Genomic DNA, 17,356 nt, shown 5'->3' with positions numbered 1-17,356 from the left:
GAGCGACTAGCGATTAAGCCAGCGAGACTTGTTCGGTGAACAGCTCAAGCATTTGGCTTTGTACTTTGACCGCTCGGGAGAGTGTCCAAAGTTGGTCAGGCGAAAACTCGACGGGCGTGTCGCCAAACATTTGGTCCACTTCATCGGCGACCGCAGTGTGTTGATCTGTCGCTAGTTCAAATCGGAAACAGGCGCTTTGCCAAGCTTGGTTTCTGACCTTGGGATCCTGCAGTCGAGCTGGATCGCTTTCACCATTAAGCAGGATCAAACATAGACGCGCGATCTCAACCGGTGACAGATCGGGACGATCCTGGGCGAGTTGTTCGGCTAGCTCGTGGCATTTCATACCCAAAGGTAGGTCGCCAGAGCGTACCGGCCAGTGGAATCACAGCTTTTTATCGAGCAAGTTGCCTGGCGGTGAACTCTCGCTCAACCCTGCCCAGCCAATCGGTCAGTTCGGGGTCAGCACACCGGAAGACGATTTCCCGTTGATCGGCCTGTTCGGATCCTGCGGCAAGGATTTCGATCCAGAGCGTATCGGCCGGCATCAACGATTCAAATCGATCGGCCCACTCCAGAATGGTCCAGGTTTGGTCCTGGTCCCATAGTTCTTCGATACCGAGTTCCCACCATTCGTCTTCGTCGGCGACGCGGTACACGTCAAGGTGGTGCCACCGGCGAGGCATCATGCTCGACGCAGTGCTTGCCGCAACGTTACCATCGGTTGGAATTGCCGATGGTGGATCGGGGGGCTGATCAGGGGTCGGTGCGGGCACCTCATACGTTCGCACTAGCGTGAACGTGGGGCTCGTGATTTCGCCGGATTGCATTCCCAACGATCGACCGAGTTCTTGGCATAGACGGGTTTTGCCGGCACCCAAAGTGCCGACTAAACCCACTACCAAAGAAGACCGACACGGGTTGGAAACCAACGTGTCGGTCAAGATTTTCAAAGCGACAAGGTCCACCGACGTCAATTTCACGACGGTGGGTATGTCGCGGAAACAGCCGTTCAAATTACGGAGTTTCGGTGGTCGCGGTCACGTTGTCCGAAGGAGTTTCGGTGGTTGCGGTCATGTTGTCGTCAACAACTGCGGCTGTATCGGTATCGGTGTCGACATCAGCGGTTGGTGCTGGTGGTGGGCAACCGACGGTGGTGGTCAACAATGCCAGAGCGAAGACGGAGTAAAGGATGGACTTGGTCATGGAAGTGACTCCTGAGGAAAACTGTCAGTAGGTGGGTGTGGTTCGCAATTTTGGCGAGTCCGGGCAGCTCGCCGGATAGTCGTGTGTTGGTTGGAATTGCGAAACTACATTTAAGATTAACAAAGTCGCTTCAATTTGCACCCTCATGCAGGGGATTCTTGGTCAAATTTCTCAACGTTTCGCGTTCGATCGACAAAACGCATCATTGCGAGCGGTATCTGCGGCGGATCACGGCTTACCTAATTGCTGTAGATTCCCAATTCAACGTTGGTTTCGCCTTCGGGCTCAGTCAAACGACCTGGATTGGTTGCTGGAAAAGCGAGCAGCGATGCAGTGGGAGTGATCCCCGTCGAACTGGCGGCTGTGGCCCGCAAAGTCAGTGTGAGCTGAACGACCGGACCAAGCTGATCGTTTGGAATTCGAAATACGATCGGTGCGTTCAGACGGATACCGATGTCAGCCGATACGACCATCACACGCCATTATCTTCTTGGGCCCAATGTGATGAATATCAGCTCAGTCCGACTTGTTGTCCTTTCCGTTATCGCTGCTTCCGCCGCCACCTGGGCTGCACCCGCGGGGGCTCAAGGACTGGATGACCTGTTCCAACGTCCCACCGACGCTCGGTTTGATTTTTCCGATCTCGATGAGGAGCTGGGGACAAGCAATTCGCTTCGAGACGACGAAATGCCCTTTGGCGATGAAGTACAGGTGGGAGATACCGTCCGGATCGCTCAATCCCCCGAGCGTCGTGCCGAGCGGGATCAGACTGCTCGTTCAACGGAAAACAAGCCTCGCTCGATCACACCGCCAGCGATGATTCCTCGCAGCAGTGAAGAAGTTCGCAGCCCTTCGGACTTCAAACTTGTGGACCGTCCAGGTTCGAGCGTGGTTCGGCCAGCAGTGGACCCGATGGAAATCCGCCAGGCCCGAGCTCTTGAAGAAACTCGCAGCCGAATTGCTCGATTGGAAGCAGCTCGCTGGGCCGGTTCGCCGACTTTGCGTCCGAGCTGGAATCCAAGCCCGACAACATCAAGTCGTTACCCCAATCGTCAAGTATTCCGAGTTCCGGTTTACATCCGAAACTACTAAGCAAAGGACGAAGGTAGAGTCGCTACTGATCCGATTCAGGACTCTTGAGTTTCAAGATGATTGAATCGTCTTGGACTTCGATGCTTTCGAATTTCCGGAGCATTTCGGCGTTCTCAGCGTCCTTGTACGCGTCTTTAGCCAAGTTGCCTTGCGAGAACCCTTCAAGGATTTCATCTGGAATCCGTTCGCCTTTGACGCTGGCATCGACCAGCCGAACCACCAAGATTCCGTCTTTCATCGAGACGTCGAATTCGCCGTCGGCATTGAAGTAGCGGCCTGATCCGCCGGGAATCATGTCCGTCGGAATGCTGATGGTTCCGAACACACGCCCGTCTTCGATTTTCACAAACACCCGACCACGAAGTTCTTCTTCGGCACTGATCAGGGCGTTCAGCTCGTCCGATGTTAGCACCAGTTCTTTGACTTTCGGTGGGCTAACCGGCTTCGGGGTACTAGTCGCTTCGGGCGATTCGGCCGTTTCCGCTTCACGTGGGATATCTGGCGATGGTGATTCGTCGCCACTGGCTGCTGGTGAATTGGCTGCTGGTGGATTGGTTGCGGTCGAATCAGTCGGCACGACGTTGTTGGTTGCATTGTCGCTGTCGTCGGCCTTCACTTGGTTGGTGAACGTCTCCAAGCGAGTTTGCAGTGCCTGCATTTCGGCTTCGTCTAATTCGACAACCGGGATTTCGGCGGGTTGTTCGTCGGTGTACTTAGTGACCTGGCTGGACAGGTACCAATAGGTCCCGAAGCCCATTGCCACCATCGCCAACAGCGCGAAGGTCAGCGTGCCGAGGCATCCCCAGAACCAGCAACCCAGACCGGTCTTTTTGGGCGGAATATTGGAGTTCGGGCCCCCGAAACCGTTAGGGCCATTGGGATTCTGGCCTGAATGGTAGCCCGCGGGCTGATTGGGGTCGTATGGCGATTGCGACGGATTGCCTTGCTGGGCGAACGGATCGCGGGACGCTTCGGGCGATTGGGAATACGGGTCGTTGGACATGCTGTGCGAACTCTTTCGAAGTACTTACTGGTCTTTTAATTGCAGAACGGCTTGTCGAGCTCGCTTCAGGAACTCCATCTTGGGTTCACCCGCTTCCAAAAAGATGGGAGCTCCGATCGTGATGCAGGACAGCAACGGCACTGGCAGCACCTCGCCTCGCGGTAGAATGCGATTGAGGTTTTCCATATAGACGGGAACCAATTCCAGGTCGGGCCGCTTCTTGCCGAGATAATACAGCCCGCTTTTGAAGGGGCCCATTTCTTCGCCAGCACTGCGTCCACCTTCGGGGAAGACGATCAGCGAATAGATGTCCTCCATTTGCCGAATCATGCTGTCGATCGGGCTTTTGTGGACCTTGATCTCTTTTCGGTCGATCAGCAAAGCGTTGAAACTGCGGGCCATGTGGGGCTTTATCCAGCCTCCGCTCCAGTAGTCTTTGGCTGCCACAGGCCGCGTCAACGCCCGAATCTCTTTGGGTAGCGCCGACCACAGCACCACCGCATCGAGGTGGCTGGTGTGATTGGCGAAGTAAATCCGTTGGCAAGTATCCGGCTGGCAATCCACCCACCGTACCGTGAAACCACTGAACAACTTCGCCAGCAGAACGATCGCGTGGCTAGTCAATGTCATGCCGCCAGTTTAGCTGCCGATCGCGAAGCGGAGTAGCTGGAGACACCGAGGTGTAGCCAAGCACCATCAATCCCTTCGATTCGAGGGGGCGATTGACTATGATCCGCGTTCGGATTCACTTTTTCGAAGCCCTCACCGTTGCCGATTCATGACAAAAGCGCTGCTCCCTAACGTTCTCGCCGCCCGATACGCCAGCGACGCGATGGTCGAAATTTGGTCCCCCGAAGCCAAAGTTATCCAAGAGCGTCGACTCTGGATCGCTGTCATGCAGGCCCAGCGAACTTTGGGTGTGGACATTGATGAATCGGCCATCGCCGCCTACGAAGCCGTGGTGGATCAGGTCGATCTCGACTCCATCGACCAACGCGAACGAGTGACCAAGCACGACGTCAAAGCAAGAATCGAAGAGTTCAATGCTTTGGCCGGCCACGAACATATCCATAAAGGGATGACGTCCCGTGACTTGACTGAGAATGTCGAACAACTGCAAATTCGCAATGGACTTTGCTTGGTGCGTGACCGGATCGTGACGGCATTGTCATTGGTGGGCGAGCGAGCAGCCGAGTTTGCTGAGCTTGCGATCGCTGGCCGTAGCCACAACGTGCCGGCTCAGGTCACTACCGTTGGCAAGCGTTTCGCCAACATCGCCGAAGAGCTTCTAACCGCGCACCAGCGTATCGATGAGTTGATCGCCCGATATCCGCTGCGAGGGATCAAGGGGCCTGTTGGTACTCAGCAAGACATGCTGGATCTGTTTCAAAACGACAATTCCAAACTGGAAAAGTTGGATACCACCATTGCCGAGCGATTGGGCTTCGGTAGCGTGCTTGATTCGGTGGGGCAGGTTTACGCTCGGTCGCTGGACTTTGATGTGGTGTCCGCATTGGTTCAGGCGTCTTCAGCACCGGCCAACTTTGCCAGAACCCTTCGCTTGATGGCGGGCGCTGAACTGGCGACCGAAGGCTTCAAGCCGGGACAGGTCGGCTCGTCAGCCATGCCGCACAAGATGAATGCCCGTTCGGCCGAACGCATCGATGGTTTCAACGTTGTCTTACGTGGTTATCTAACCATGGTCAGCGGCTTGTTGGGTGACCAGTGGAACGAGGGCGATGTCAGTTGCAGCGTGGTTCGTCGCGTCGCTATTCCGGATGCGTTCCTAGCAATCGATGGCCAGATGGAAACGTTCTTGACTGTGTTGGTCGACTACGGCGTTTACCCAGCAGTCATCGATCGCGAACTGAAACGCTATTTGCCGTTCCTAGCCACCACCAAAATCTTGGTCGCGGCCGTGAAGGCGGGTGTGGGTCGCGAAGCGGTGCACGAAACGATCAAGGAACACGCTGTTGCGGCCGCTTTGGCGATGCGTGAAACGGGTCAAGACGACAACGATCTGCTGGAGCGTCTTGCCGCCGATGATCGGATTCCGTTCGATGCTGCTGCGTTGAAGGCCGCTATTGGCGCCCCGATTGAATTCATCGGAAACGCCGTCGATCAAGTTCAGCGAGTCAATGATCGCATCGCGAAGTTGGTCGAAGGCAACCCAAACGCCGCTGCTTACCGTCCTGGCAGCATTCTTTAGGAATCAACTCCACCTCCGTCGGTTGCCAAGCCCATCATCGGTTTAACCTGGCGGATCAAATCGATTAAGGTTGTACGACGTCCCCTCGGGTACGATCTTGAGGACACTACTTTTCATTCAGCTTCTCTAGCCCCACTGGTCGCCATGAACATTCTTGAGGTTGCACTTTTCATCATCGCCGTGGTCGGCGTGATTGCCTTGGGCATTTGGAAAAGTAAGGGGGATGATGGGGACGAGTCCAACGATGCGTCAGATTACTTTCTGGCCGGTCGCGGTTTGACTTGGTGGTTGGTCGGTTTTTCGCTGATCGCGGCCAATATCTCGACCGAGCAGTTTGTTGGGATGTCCGGTGCGTCGGCCAACTGGTTGGGAATGGCCATCGCGTCTTATGAATGGATGGCGGCGGTGACGCTGATCTTTGTCGCGTTCTGGTTCCTGCCTAAGTTCTTGAAGGCGGGTCTGTATACGATTCCTGAATTCTTGGAGTACCGCTTTGATGGCGTGGCTCGCTTGGCGATGGCGATTCCGGCTATTGTCACGTTGGTCTTCGTGACGACCTCGTCCGTCATTTTCTCCGGTGCGAAGTTCGTCTCGGAGTACTACAACGAAGTTCCAGTGTTGAACAACCTGACTTCGATGTGTTGGTTGATTGCCATCTTTGCCGCCGTGTATGTGTTCATCGGTGGCTTGAAAGCGTGTGCTTGGACTGACCTGATTTGGGGTGCGGCACTGATCATCGGCGGTGCGATCGTGATGTTCTTGGCGTTTGACAAACTAGCAACCTCGCCTGCCGAGGAGCTTTTCAAAACCAAGGTTGCGAACTCCGACGCGTCCGTTGCTCAATTGGAAGAGGCCGGTCCTTGGCGTCGCTTTATGTTGCTCAACGATGGAGTCGACGGTGAAGCGGAAGTTCGTAACGGACCCAATGGTTCGGGCGGTAAGGTTCACATGGTTCGCCCTAAAGAAGACTCGGACATCCCTTGGACCGCACTGATGATCGGCCTATGGATCCCCAACTTTTTCTACTGGGGTTTGAATCAATACATCGTGCAGCGAACTCTCGGTTCGAAGTCGCTCGCCGAAGGACAGAAGGGGATTGTGTTTGCCGCGCTGCTCAAATTATTGATCCCATTCTTAGTTGTCATCCCAGGCATACTTGCGTTCAACCTGTTTTCGGCGGACCTCCACTCGGGTGCCGCCGAAAAGAACATTGCGGCATTCGATGCAGTGGAAGCAACCACCGTCTTTGCTGTTGATGAAAGCTTCGTCGAAATGCAACCTGAGTTGGCGATGAAAGTCTTCACCCAAAATGCACTGGTCGCAAGCAGCTCGGAAACATTCGACCCTGCCGCTGACATCGCGACACAAGCAACAAGCATCAATGACCTTGCGAGTGCTGCTTTGGCCAACGAAACCGCCAACGCGACATCGTCCGGTGTCATGTTGCGCGGCTACGATTACGACTCCGCTTTCCCGGTTCTGGTTAGGAACCTGATTAAGCCCTATCCCATGATATCGTGGTTTGTCTTGGCGGCCTTGTGTGGTGCGGTGATCAGTTCGCTGGCATCGATGCTTAACTCGGCGTCGACAATTGCGACGATGGATTTGTATGCCAAATTCACCGGCGAATCCAATCAACACAAACTCGTTAGAGTCGGCCGATTCTTCGTCGTCTTGTTCGTGATCCTGGCCGGAATCGTGGCTCCGAAACTGGATAACTTTGAAAGCATCTTCGCTTACATCCAAGAGTTCCAAGGGTTCATCTCGCCAGGGATTTTGGCGGTGTTCATCTTTGGTTTCTTCTCTCCACGAACGCCTCGTTACTTCGGTGCCGTCGGTATCGGTTTGAATGTGGTGGCCTATGGAGCCTTCAAGTGGATTCTCGGTCCGATCTTGGTGGAAAATGGCTGGTGGTACGCCGACCAAATCGCATTCCTGGACCGCATGGCGATTTGCTTCTTCATCGTCCTGTTGGCCGGGATTATCCTGACCTTGGTCAAGCCAATGAAGGTCCCAGTCGTATTGCCAGTCAATGACAAAATTGAACTGGAAACTTCCACCGGTGCTAAATTCGTTGGCATCGGTGTCGTGATTGCGACCATCGCCCTTTACGGGATCTTCTGGTAATCACGACCAAGGCAAAGTCCTCACAATCGATTGGCCTGATCGGGGTCAATCGATTGAGAGACGTTTAAAGTTACAGGCAAGATTTAGAAAACTCAGGACTCAAAAATGCTTAAGCACTCCGTGGTTGTCACAGGTCTTTGTTTGTCATTTTTGATTTCGGGAGGCGTCCTTCGGTCGGCTGCTGAGGAATCCAGTTTTTTAGGGCGGCATTCCTTTAACGAGGCATGGAAGTTCCATAACGGGGACGCCGAAGGAGCCGAAATTGCTTCGCTCGATGATTCCCAGTGGCGATCGGTTGATCTACCACATGACTGGGCGATCGAGGGACCTTTTGACGTGAAGTACAACGCTCGTTGCGGCGGGCTACCGTTTCACGGAACCGGCTGGTATCGGAAAACGTTTGATGTGCCGGTTCTTGCCGATGGCAAGAAGGTTTTGATCACTTTTGACGGTGCGATGTACAACGCGCACGTGTGGATCAACGGCCACTTTTTGGGCAACCGTCCGTTTGGCTATATCGAGTTCCAGTACGACATTACTGATCATGTGAAGCCTGGCGAATCCAACGTCATCGCCGTCAAACTAGCACCCGAAGATCTTTCATCGCGTTGGTATCCCGGTGCCGGGATCTATCGCAGTGTTTGGATCGACTACCGCAATCCGATGCACGTTGCCCACTGGGGCACCGTGATCACGACACCGGAAATCAACCAGGAGGCTGCTACCGTTTCAGTTTCAACCACAATCAATGGGGGTGCTGATGACGGTGCTGCGACGGTTCGGTACGCGATCCGGGACGAAGCGGGAAGCGTTGTTGCATCCGAAGAGACGACGTCTTCTGCGGATGGAACCGCTGGCGCCGAATTAGTTGTCGAGCAACCCGAACTATGGGATACCCAAAATCCAAACCTGTACACGCTGGAAACGACGTTGCTTGATGGAGCGACCGTGGTTGATACGGTGGAGTCTCGGTTTGGGATTCGCACGCTTGAGTTCTCAAAGACCGCTGGCTTTTCGCTCAACGGCAAACACACTCGAATCCAAGGCGTGTGTCTGCATCATGACAACGGACCGCTGGGCGCGATCGCCAACCGGCGAGCGATCCAGCGAAAGTTGGAAATCATGAAGGCGATGGGTGTGAACTCGGTTCGTACCAGCCACAACCCACCTTCGAACGAGTTACTGAATTTGTGCGACGAGATGGGGATTCTGGTCCAGGTCGAAGCGTTCGATGTGTGGAAGAAGCCAAAGGTCGAAAACGGTTACAACAAGTACTTCGACGAGTGGGCGGAGCGTGACATCAAAGACATGGTTCGTCGCGACCGAAACCATCCATCCGTTTTCATGTGGAGTATCGGGAACGAGATTCTGGAACAACACAGTGCTGAGGATGGGAACCGCATTGCCAAACAACTCAACGACTACGTCAAAGAAATCGATACCACTCGTCCCACGACCTGTGGATTCAATTGGTGGCCGTTGCCTTACAAAACCGGTATGGCGGGACAGATCGACATTGCCGGTATGAACTACAAGCCGTTGTCTTACGGCGATCCCGTCAACGAATACTTGCCTAACAATCCTGTTGTGGGATCGGAAACCTCGTCATGCACCAGCAGCCGCGGCGTCTACCATCTGCCGATTGAAAAGTATCAAACCCATCCGAGTAAACAGGTCACCAGCTACGACATCATTGGGCCACCTTGGGCTTACCCGCCCGATATTGAGTTCGACGCTTTGGAACAACATCCAGAGATCTTGGGCGAATACATGTGGACCGGATTCGATTACCTTGGCGAGCCGACTCCTTACGGCGGCAAAGACAACTCGACCAATGGTTATTGGAATGCGGACTGGCCGTCGCGAAGTTCGTATTTCGGTGCGGTAGACCTATGTGGTTTTCCCAAAGATCGATTCTATCTCTATCAAAGTCAGTGGACTTCCGAGCCGATGGTTCACGTGCTTCCCCACTGGAACTGGGAAGGCACCGGCCACGCTGTGATTCCTGTGTTCGCGTACACTAACTGCGACGAGGTGGAGTTGTTTGTCAACGGCGAATCGCAGGGCCGTAAGGTGAAAGGCAAGGATCTAACCAAGCTGCCGATTAAATTCAATAACTATGAATCGGATCACATGCTGTCGAAGTATCGACTTTCATGGGACGTACCCTTTCAGTCCGGGTCGCTGCGTGTCGTCGGCTATGTAAACGGCCAAGCGGTTGCTGAAAAGGAGATCAAAACGGCTGGTGACCCTGCCCAAATTGAGTTGAAGCCTGATCGTAAAACCATCAAGTGTGACGGTAGCGATTTGGTTTACGTGACGGTTAAGATCACTGATGCCGATGGCAACTTCTGCCCGTTGGCTTCTAATGAAGTTCACTTTGATGTAGAAGGTTCGGGCATCATCGCGGCGGTTGGTAACGGCAATGCAGCGACTACGGCCCCTTTCATTGCCGACAAACGCGAAGCCTTTAACGGCTTATGCATGTTGATCATTAAGGCAGGTAAAGAGTCAGGCTTGGTCACAATCAAAGCCACCTCGCAGGGGCTGGCGTCGGCCCATGTGATGGTAAACGTACATACCGACTAGGTGAGTTTCGTTGTCCAGTCGACTTAGGCGGTGACGTAACCTAGATGTTTGGCTGGGTGGATGCTGGGTTACCGGGCCCGCGTCATTGACCGATATCGCAGCGGCGTCGATTGCATTGCCGAGCGGAATACGGTGGTCATGTATTCCGGAGTTCCGAATCCCGATGCTGAGGCAATCTTTGGCATTGATAGGTCGGTAGTGGCAAGGAGTTCTTTGACACGTGCGAGCCGCAATCGTCGCAATTCAGTGAGTGGGCTGTGCCCGAACATCTCATTGAATTTTCGTTCCAAGCTTCGCCGCGTCATGGGCACGGAATCGGCGACTTCAGCGATCGTCAATTCGTTGAACGCTTTTTGTCGCAAATACCGGACTGCGGCTAAAAGTTCAGGGTCATTGATTGCTAACGCTTCGGTGGATCCACGAGCGACAACTTCGATGGGTGCGATCAGTTCAGTATCGCCATTGTCGTGACCTCCTTGCATGAGCTCATCGAGTCTTGCGGCGGCGCGATATCCAATCTGCAGCGAAGGCGTCATCACCCCTGACATGGATGGCAATGTGGTTTTTGCGATGATGTCATCGTTGTCGCCAGCCAAGACGGAGATTTCGTCAGGCATGGCGATTCCGATCTCACGGCTGACATCAATGACCTGACAGGGTGCCGACGTTCCCCAACAAAACACGGCGATCGGCTTTTTAAGTTGTTTTAACCAAGCGGCGAGTTTGACGTTTTGATTCAGCCAACGACTGTTGCCCATCGACTCAAATGTGTATTTGAAATGCTCGATGGTGTCGTCAGAAGCGTGTTGTTGAAAAGCTTCTAAATGACGTTGGACATACGAGAGCTGCGTCGGACCTACGTAAGCAAACTTTCGGAACCCACGCGATCGAAAATGTTCGACGGCCAACTTGGCGACAGCGTCATAATCCGTGGTGACCCTAGGGAACGAGCAGTCTTCGATCTCGATGCCGGAGATATTGATCACCGGTAGTTTTCGTTTACGAAGATCGTTTGCAATCTTGTCAGTCGACACGCGAGCGATGACGCCGTCGCCATTCCAATCCTTCGGTAACCGCATCGCATCTTCACGCCCACGCGGTTGAACGTACAGATGCCACGGACCGTGTTGCTCGGAATAGCTAGTGATGCCTTGGATCAGATTGCGGCCCCATGAGGTCGCAGTATCCACAAGGACTGCTACGCGGAAGGCACTCTGCCTTGTTGGTAAGGGAGGATTTGGTGGTAAGGCAGTTGATCGCACGTGCGGTACATCCTCGAGAACAACAGATAGGTGGTTGTACAATACCCCGCGTCTGTCGCAAACGCAAAGAATATTGCCGCAAACAGTCGTTTTGCCAATGAAGGCCTTTTCTATAATTAACGGACCATCTGGCACCGTAGTTCACTGTGTTTGGTGGTCTCATCTCCCGAAATTTGGAAAGGTTGTACTTATGAAGACGCGTTTTAGAGGTTTCACGCTAGTCGAGTTGCTAGTCGTGATTGCGATTATTGGAGTGCTCGTTGGCCTCCTCTTGCCGGCTGTTCAGGCAGCCCGCGAAGCTGCACGCCGAATGAGCTGCAGCAACAATTTCAAGCAACTTGGACTTGGAATCCACAATTACCACTCCGCCTACAAGCAGCTTCCCAAGCACCGCTCAGGATCGTGGCGAGAGGGTACATCTTGGTACGGGACTACTTCGACTCAAACGAACTTGAGCGGTTTGAGTATGCTCGTGGGGCTAACCCCCTTCGTCGAAGGTCAGGCACTTTGGGAGCAAATCAGTAACCCAAGCAACCAAGGTGGCAATTGGAATGCGATGGGGCCAAGTCCCGAAAATACAAACTATCAGCCATGGATGACCAACATCCCAACCTTGCGATGCCCAAGCGATCCAGGTGTTGGTTTGCCCGCGATGGGACGAACCAACTATGCCGCTTGTGTGGGTGATAGTTCGTATGCCATGACGGCCGGAACCCAAAATTGGAACAGTGCCAACATCGATCAAGATCACGCCATTCGTGCTCGAGCGGAATGCCGTGGTGCATTCATGTCTTTCCAAAAGATGGCGTTTCGCGACATCCTTGATGGGCTTGCGAACACCGTGATCATGGGCGAAATCACTACCGATTTGGGCGACCGTGACACACGCACGATGCCTAAGTATCTAGGAGGCGACATTACCGGGACGCTCGGCGCGACTCCGAAGTCAACTTGTGAAGCCAACACAGATTCAACGCGTCCGCAATTTTGGGCAGCGTCCGGAGTGACGACCTTTGCTACCGAAAATGCTCGAGGTTATCGCTGGGCCGATGCGGATCCGGTCTATACGATGATGACCACCATCTTGCCACCAAACGCACCGACATGTGCAGTCGCCACTTATCGGTACACAAGTAGTGGTGCGACACATGAAGATGGTGGAGCGAAGGATGAAGGTTGGGGGATTTATGGTCCCAGCAGTCGTCACCAAGGCGGTTGTCACGTGCTGATGGGCGACGGTGCAGTCAAGTTCATTACTGATTCAATCGAAGCCGGATCCGGGAATAGCCAAATGGTTAGCTATCTTGATGGCGTTGCCGGCCCACCTTCGTCGGTTCCTGGCTCCAAAAGTCCCTATGGTTTGTGGGGCTCACTCGGCACACGTGCTGCCAAGGAAGTGATTGAAGAAGAACTCTAAACTTTGCATTTGTTGCTAAGCGATTCATGGCTCGGGCCTTCCATCGGGAGACCCGAGCCTTTTTTCTAGACCTACACCCAAGAGACTTCGAACCAACGATGTTCACGCAACTTTCACATCCGAGTTCCCAGATCGCGGTACTGATCTTTCTGACTTCATCCTTTTTGATGAACACGCATTCCGACGCCGAAGACACGCAGCGTTTTCAGGTCAAAGATAGCCACGTGGATCTATCCAAGTGGACGCTCCGGTGGCAGGATGATTTCGACTATGCCGATTCAGTCCTCGACAAATCGTGGGAAGCCCAGAATGGAACCAGCCGCCATATCTTGTGCAGTCGATGGCGAGATAACGCGGTTGTTTCCAATGGTGTGTTGCAGCTGGTCAATAAGAAAGAAGAGCGTGGCGGGCAGCAGTGGACTTCGGCAAGTATTTGGACCCGCCAGAAATTCAAGTATGGCTACTTCGAATGTCGCTATCGGTACGCCGAAGCAACGGGCACGAATAACTCGTTTTGGTTGATGACCCGCGGCCCAGAGCCTGCTCAAGGGAAACGCTTTGAGATCGACATCAACGAAGGGCACTATCCCAATGAGGTCAACACCAACATTCACAATTGGACCGACATCACGGTCGGTGATGATGGAAAGAAGAGCCACCCCAGTAGCCACAAAGGGATTGCTTACGGCATGCGGCCTGACTTTTCCATTCCACTTGAAATTCCGGTAACCACCAAAAAGCTTCGGCTGACGTCCACAACCACACCGCAGTTTCACATCCGCGAAATGCGGTTGTTCAGTCCCCACGAGGGAGGTTATCCCGACGCACTTTCGGAGGCTTCCGATCAGGACATTCCCGGGCTTATCAATCACGCACGCGCGGACAATGTCGTGATCACTGCGAGTGCTGGGCTAAATGACAAAGTGGATCCTACGCATGCAGCGGATGGCGGAATTGCAACGAGCTGGGTGTCTCATCCTGACGGCGAAAAGTGGCTTCAGTTCGACTGGCCCAATGAGGTGACGATCGGATGCATTGAATTGATCAATGGTTGGAAGAAAAACGGCAAGTGGACCGGTTGGGGACAACTCAGCGACTATAAAATCCAGTCATTCGACGGCACAGCTTGGCACGATGTGGCCACTCTGGATCCCAAAGAGGAGGCGGACTTAGGTGCGGAGTATCACACTTATGGCTTGGATTGGAGTGAAGACGAGCTGGTCTTCTATCACGACGGGGTCGAGATTCGACGAGAACCGAACCAGTTTTGTTTTAGCGAGGCACCGATCTTTCTCAGTTTGGCGATCATTCCTTGGGCTGGTACGGTGGATGATTCGATTGACGGTACCAGCATGAAAGTCGATTGGGTTCGGTATTATCAATCAAAGAAGTAGCGGTACCAACAAGTCCTGCATCCGTTCCGTCTTCCCTCCTTCAGTCCGAACATCCATGAACTTACTTTTTCGACATATCTTTTTCCTTGTGGCGTCGCTGACGCTTGTGTGCATGCCTGCCGCATCAGGGGAAGATCAACCGCCGAATGTTGTTTGGATTGTCTCGGATGACTTGGGACCCGAGTTGGGGTGCTACGGCTATCCTGGAATCTCGACTCCCAATATCGATCGACTGGCTCAACAAGGGACACGCTACACCCGTGCATTCTCGACCGCACCGGTTTGCTCGGCTTCCAGGACCGCATTTCAAACCGGTTTGTATCAAACGACGGTTGGTGGTCATCATCATGACACGCATGATTATCCAGTGCTTCCCGAGAGCATGCCGACCGTGACGGGGCTGATGCAAAAAGCCGGCTACTTCGTCTGCAATGGTCGCGGCGTGAAGTCGGATAAATCGATGGCGAAGTCCCACCTGAACTTTGTCTATAAGCCGAAACAGTTCTTTGATGGTGTGGATTGGTCCGAACGAAAAGATGGACAACCTTTCTTTGCCCAGGTGCAGATCAAGGAACCGCATCGGGAATTTGTTAAGCGGAAACACGAATACCCTGACGCTCCAATCCCACCGTATTACCCCGACCATCCGGTCACACGAGCCGATTGGGGAAATTATTTGGCTAGCATTGAGTTGCTGGACCAAAAAGTAGGGGCGATTCTTGATCGACTTCAGTCCGAAGGTGTAGCGGACAATACTTTGGTGCTCTTCTTCGGTGATCACGGTCGCCCGCATGTTCGAGGCAAACAATGGCTTTACGACAGTGGCCTGCACGTTCCCTTGATCGTTCGGTGGCCCGGCAAGGTGCCCGCTGGAAAGGTTCGCGACGAACTCGTGTCACTGTTGGACATGATGCCAACGACGCTGGCTGCCGCCGGAGTTGATCACCCGGAGTTAGAGGGCATGAACTTGTTGGATGAAAACTGGACCGGTCATCCGCAATTGTTCGCTGCTCGCGATCGATGTGGAGATGCGATCGATCGTATTCGCAGCGTCCGAACCCAGGACTTCAAATATGTCCGCAACTTCCACCTGGATCTGCCCTACATGCAAACCAGTAGCTACAAGACGCTGATGTATCCTGTGGAAACCGTGATGAAAGTCTTGCATGCCCAGGGCAAATGGACTTCTCCTTTCATGGCGGATGAGAAGCCGGCTGAAGAACTGTATGACCTACGGGTGGATCCGTTTGAGATGAACAACCTTGCCTCAAATCCCGAGCACAGTCAGCGACTGCGCGAGCTGAGAGAAACGGTCGATCAATGGATCGTCGATTCGAACGATCAGGGTTTAGTGGATGAATCGAAAACCGTGGATATGGATGCGTTGATGGCTTCGAAACGCAAGTGGTACGAAAAGACAATGAAGAGCAGAGGCCTCGATCCCGAGCTTTCGAATGAGGAATATCTGGAGTGGTGGGTGGATCAACTTGACGCGAAGTAGTACGCGTTAGTGCTAGTTGTTGATCTCCGTCGTTAGTTCAGTTTCTTACTGAACAGCCGGACCGATCACTGTTAGGAAGACATCAGGATCGATAGCGTTAGTTGATCAGTTCCGTAACCACTTTGGACGATTCGACACCCGTTAACTTGAAGTCGAGTCCCTGGAATCGATGAGTGAAGCGTTCGTGATCAATGCCCAAGAGGTGTAACGCCGTGGCGTGCAGATCGCGAACATTGACTGGGTTTTCGACCACGTTGTAACTGAATTCATCGGTAGCTCCGTGGGTTAGGCCTGGCTTAACGCCTCCGCCAGCCATCCAAACGGTGAAGCAACGCGGGTGATGGTCGCGGCCCGCCTCGGGATCGTCCCACTTCCCTTGTCCGGCAACGCCACGTCCGAACTCGCCGCCCCAAATCACGAGAGTGTCATTGAGGAGTCCGCGTTGTTTGAGGTCTTTGATCAACGCGGCGCTAGGTTGATCAGTGTCAACGCATCTCGAAACGCACCACGCACCCAGGCGGGAATGGTGGTCCCAATCAGGATGAAATAGCTGAATGAAACGCACGTCCCGCTCAGCCAAACGGCGGGCGAGAATGCAGTTGGCGGCGTAACTGCCCGGACGACGGGAATCAGGGCCATACAAATCGAAAGTGGATTCAGGCTCATCGCTTAGATCCGCCAACTCAGGAATGCTAGTTTGCATCCGAAACGCCATTTCGTATTGTTCGATTCGCGTTTGGATTTCAGGGTCCAGCATCTCGGCATAATGATCTTGGTTGATCGCACCAAGGCTGTTGAGCATTTCGCGCCGTAACGATTTTGGAAAACCATCAGGGTCTTGTAGGTATAGAACAGGATCTTTAGCGCTTCGTAGTTTGACGCCTTGATGCTTCGATGGCAGAAAACCGCTGCCCCAATAGTGGTCGTACAGCGGTTGGTCGCTGGCGCGTTTCATGCGTGAGATCAACACGATGTAGTCCGGCAAGTTGCTGTTCATGCTACCCAGCCCATAGCTTGCCCAACTACCGAAACTGGGACGCCCCGGCAACTGGTGGCCGGTCAGGAACTTGGTCATCGCGGGTGCGTGGTTGATTTGGTCGGTCACCATCGACTTCACGAAGCACAACTCATCTGCAATGGACGCGGTGTGCGGTAACCACTCACCCACGGTGGCGCCGGATTGGCCATGCCGCGACATTTTCGCTAGAGAAGGCAGAATCAATTGCGGCTTCCCTTTGGTCATGCCTGTCAGACGTTGACCCTGACGAATACTGTCGGGCAGTTCGGTGCCCGCGAGCGCGGCTAGTTCCGGTTTGTCTTCGAACAGCTCAATTTGGGAGGGGCCACCGGACTGGGTCAAGAAGATGACCCGCTTTGCTTTCGGAGCGAAATGCGGCAGCGATCGCTTGATTGATTCCGCTAGCGTGGCTTCAGTACCCAGCATCGTAGTAGCGGCGATTGCACCAATGTTGAACCCACCTTGAGCCAGGAAGCTGCGGCGCGCGAGTTGGATACGCTGTGACTCGGCATCGACGCTCGGGTTGGATGTCATGGAA

At 53.8% G+C, this 17,356-nt stretch carries 15 protein-coding genes; 7 read left to right on the top strand and 8 right to left on the bottom strand.

The features are described from left to right. Positions 1 to 13: 13 nt before the first annotated feature. The 4 genes from ACR3ZL_RS00980 to ACR3ZL_RS00965 form a co-directional block, all read right to left on the bottom strand. Positions 14 to 346, bottom strand: a complete 333-nt coding sequence (locus ACR3ZL_RS00980) for a hypothetical protein (RefSeq protein WP_473649749.1) — start codon at positions 344 to 346, stop codon at positions 14 to 16. 49 nt (positions 347 to 395) lie between these two features. Continuing rightward, on the bottom strand, positions 396 to 983 hold the full coding sequence (gene tsaE, locus ACR3ZL_RS00975; protein ID WP_473649750.1) for a tRNA (adenosine(37)-N6)-threonylcarbamoyltransferase complex ATPase subunit type 1 TsaE: 588 nt from the start codon (positions 981 to 983) through the stop codon (positions 396 to 398). Between the two features lie 34 nt (positions 984 to 1,017). Beyond that, positions 1,018 to 1,206 carry a hypothetical protein gene (locus ACR3ZL_RS00970; RefSeq protein ID WP_473649751.1) on the bottom strand — a complete coding sequence of 63 codons (189 nt, stop codon included), beginning with the start codon at positions 1,204 to 1,206 and terminating at the stop codon, positions 1,018 to 1,020. Between the two features lie 239 nt (positions 1,207 to 1,445). Next, on the bottom strand, positions 1,446 to 1,682 hold the full coding sequence (locus ACR3ZL_RS00965) for a hypothetical protein (protein ID WP_486173145.1): 237 nt from the start codon (positions 1,680 to 1,682) through the stop codon (positions 1,446 to 1,448). Between the two features lie 28 nt (positions 1,683 to 1,710). Here ACR3ZL_RS00965 and ACR3ZL_RS00960 point away from each other — a divergent pair, with 28 nt between their 5' ends. After that, positions 1,711 to 2,298, top strand: coding sequence for a hypothetical protein (locus ACR3ZL_RS00960; RefSeq protein ID WP_473649753.1), 588 nt, complete (start codon positions 1,711 to 1,713; stop codon positions 2,296 to 2,298). 22 nt (positions 2,299 to 2,320) lie between these two features. Here ACR3ZL_RS00960 and ACR3ZL_RS00955 read toward each other — a convergent pair whose 3' ends face one another. Next, positions 2,321 to 3,301, bottom strand: coding sequence for a RodZ family helix-turn-helix domain-containing protein (locus ACR3ZL_RS00955; RefSeq protein ID WP_473649754.1), 981 nt, complete (start codon positions 3,299 to 3,301; stop codon positions 2,321 to 2,323). Between the two features lie 24 nt (positions 3,302 to 3,325). Further along, a complete protein-coding gene (locus ACR3ZL_RS00950) occupies positions 3,326 to 3,931 on the bottom strand; it encodes a lysophospholipid acyltransferase family protein (protein WP_473649755.1) in 606 nt (201 codons plus the stop codon). A 148-nt stretch (positions 3,932 to 4,079) separates the two neighbouring features. On the opposite strand from ACR3ZL_RS00950, the gene purB reads away from it, so the two are divergent. The 3 genes from purB to ACR3ZL_RS00935 all read left to right on the top strand — a co-directional run bounded on the left by purB (position 4,080) and on the right by ACR3ZL_RS00935 (position 10,226). Beyond that, complete coding sequence (gene purB / locus ACR3ZL_RS00945; RefSeq protein ID WP_473649756.1) at positions 4,080 to 5,510, top strand: adenylosuccinate lyase; 1,431 nt, start codon at positions 4,080 to 4,082, stop codon at positions 5,508 to 5,510. A 144-nt stretch (positions 5,511 to 5,654) separates the two neighbouring features. After that, entirely contained in the window at positions 5,655 to 7,637 is a 1,983-nt protein-coding gene (locus ACR3ZL_RS00940) for a sodium:solute symporter family transporter (protein WP_473649757.1), read from the top strand. 105 nt (positions 7,638 to 7,742) lie between these two features. After that, complete coding sequence (locus tag ACR3ZL_RS00935) at positions 7,743 to 10,226, top strand: glycoside hydrolase family 2 TIM barrel-domain containing protein (RefSeq protein ID WP_473649758.1); 2,484 nt, start codon at positions 7,743 to 7,745, stop codon at positions 10,224 to 10,226. A gap of 68 nt (positions 10,227 to 10,294) precedes the next feature. Here the strand turns inward: ACR3ZL_RS00935 and ACR3ZL_RS00930 are convergent, their stop codons facing one another. Then, a complete protein-coding gene (locus tag ACR3ZL_RS00930; protein WP_473649759.1) occupies positions 10,295 to 11,488 on the bottom strand; it encodes an AraC family transcriptional regulator in 1,194 nt (397 codons plus the stop codon). Positions 11,489 to 11,678: 190 nt separating this feature from the next. Here ACR3ZL_RS00930 and ACR3ZL_RS00925 point away from each other — a divergent pair, with 190 nt between their 5' ends. From ACR3ZL_RS00925 to ACR3ZL_RS00915, 3 genes are all read left to right on the top strand, one after another. Beyond that, complete coding sequence (locus tag ACR3ZL_RS00925) at positions 11,679 to 12,905, top strand: DUF1559 family PulG-like putative transporter (protein WP_473649760.1); 1,227 nt, start codon at positions 11,679 to 11,681, stop codon at positions 12,903 to 12,905. A 167-nt stretch (positions 12,906 to 13,072) separates the two neighbouring features. Beyond that, on the top strand, positions 13,073 to 14,299 hold the full coding sequence (locus ACR3ZL_RS00920; RefSeq protein ID WP_486173144.1) for a family 16 glycosylhydrolase: 1,227 nt from the start codon (positions 13,073 to 13,075) through the stop codon (positions 14,297 to 14,299). A 55-nt stretch (positions 14,300 to 14,354) separates the two neighbouring features. Then, on the top strand, positions 14,355 to 15,800 hold the full coding sequence (locus ACR3ZL_RS00915; RefSeq protein WP_473649762.1) for a sulfatase family protein: 1,446 nt from the start codon (positions 14,355 to 14,357) through the stop codon (positions 15,798 to 15,800). 97 nt (positions 15,801 to 15,897) lie between these two features. On the opposite strand, the gene ACR3ZL_RS00910 is transcribed toward ACR3ZL_RS00915, so the two are convergent. After that, a complete protein-coding gene (locus tag ACR3ZL_RS00910) occupies positions 15,898 to 17,352 on the bottom strand; it encodes a DUF1501 domain-containing protein (protein ID WP_486173143.1) in 1,455 nt (484 codons plus the stop codon). Positions 17,353 to 17,356: the final 4 nt, after the last annotated feature.

It is taken from the genome of Rhodopirellula sp. J20-39, from assembly GCF_057365095.1.
Note: the sequence above shows the minus strand (reverse complement) of the source record. Positions and strands in the feature narration are given on the sequence as shown.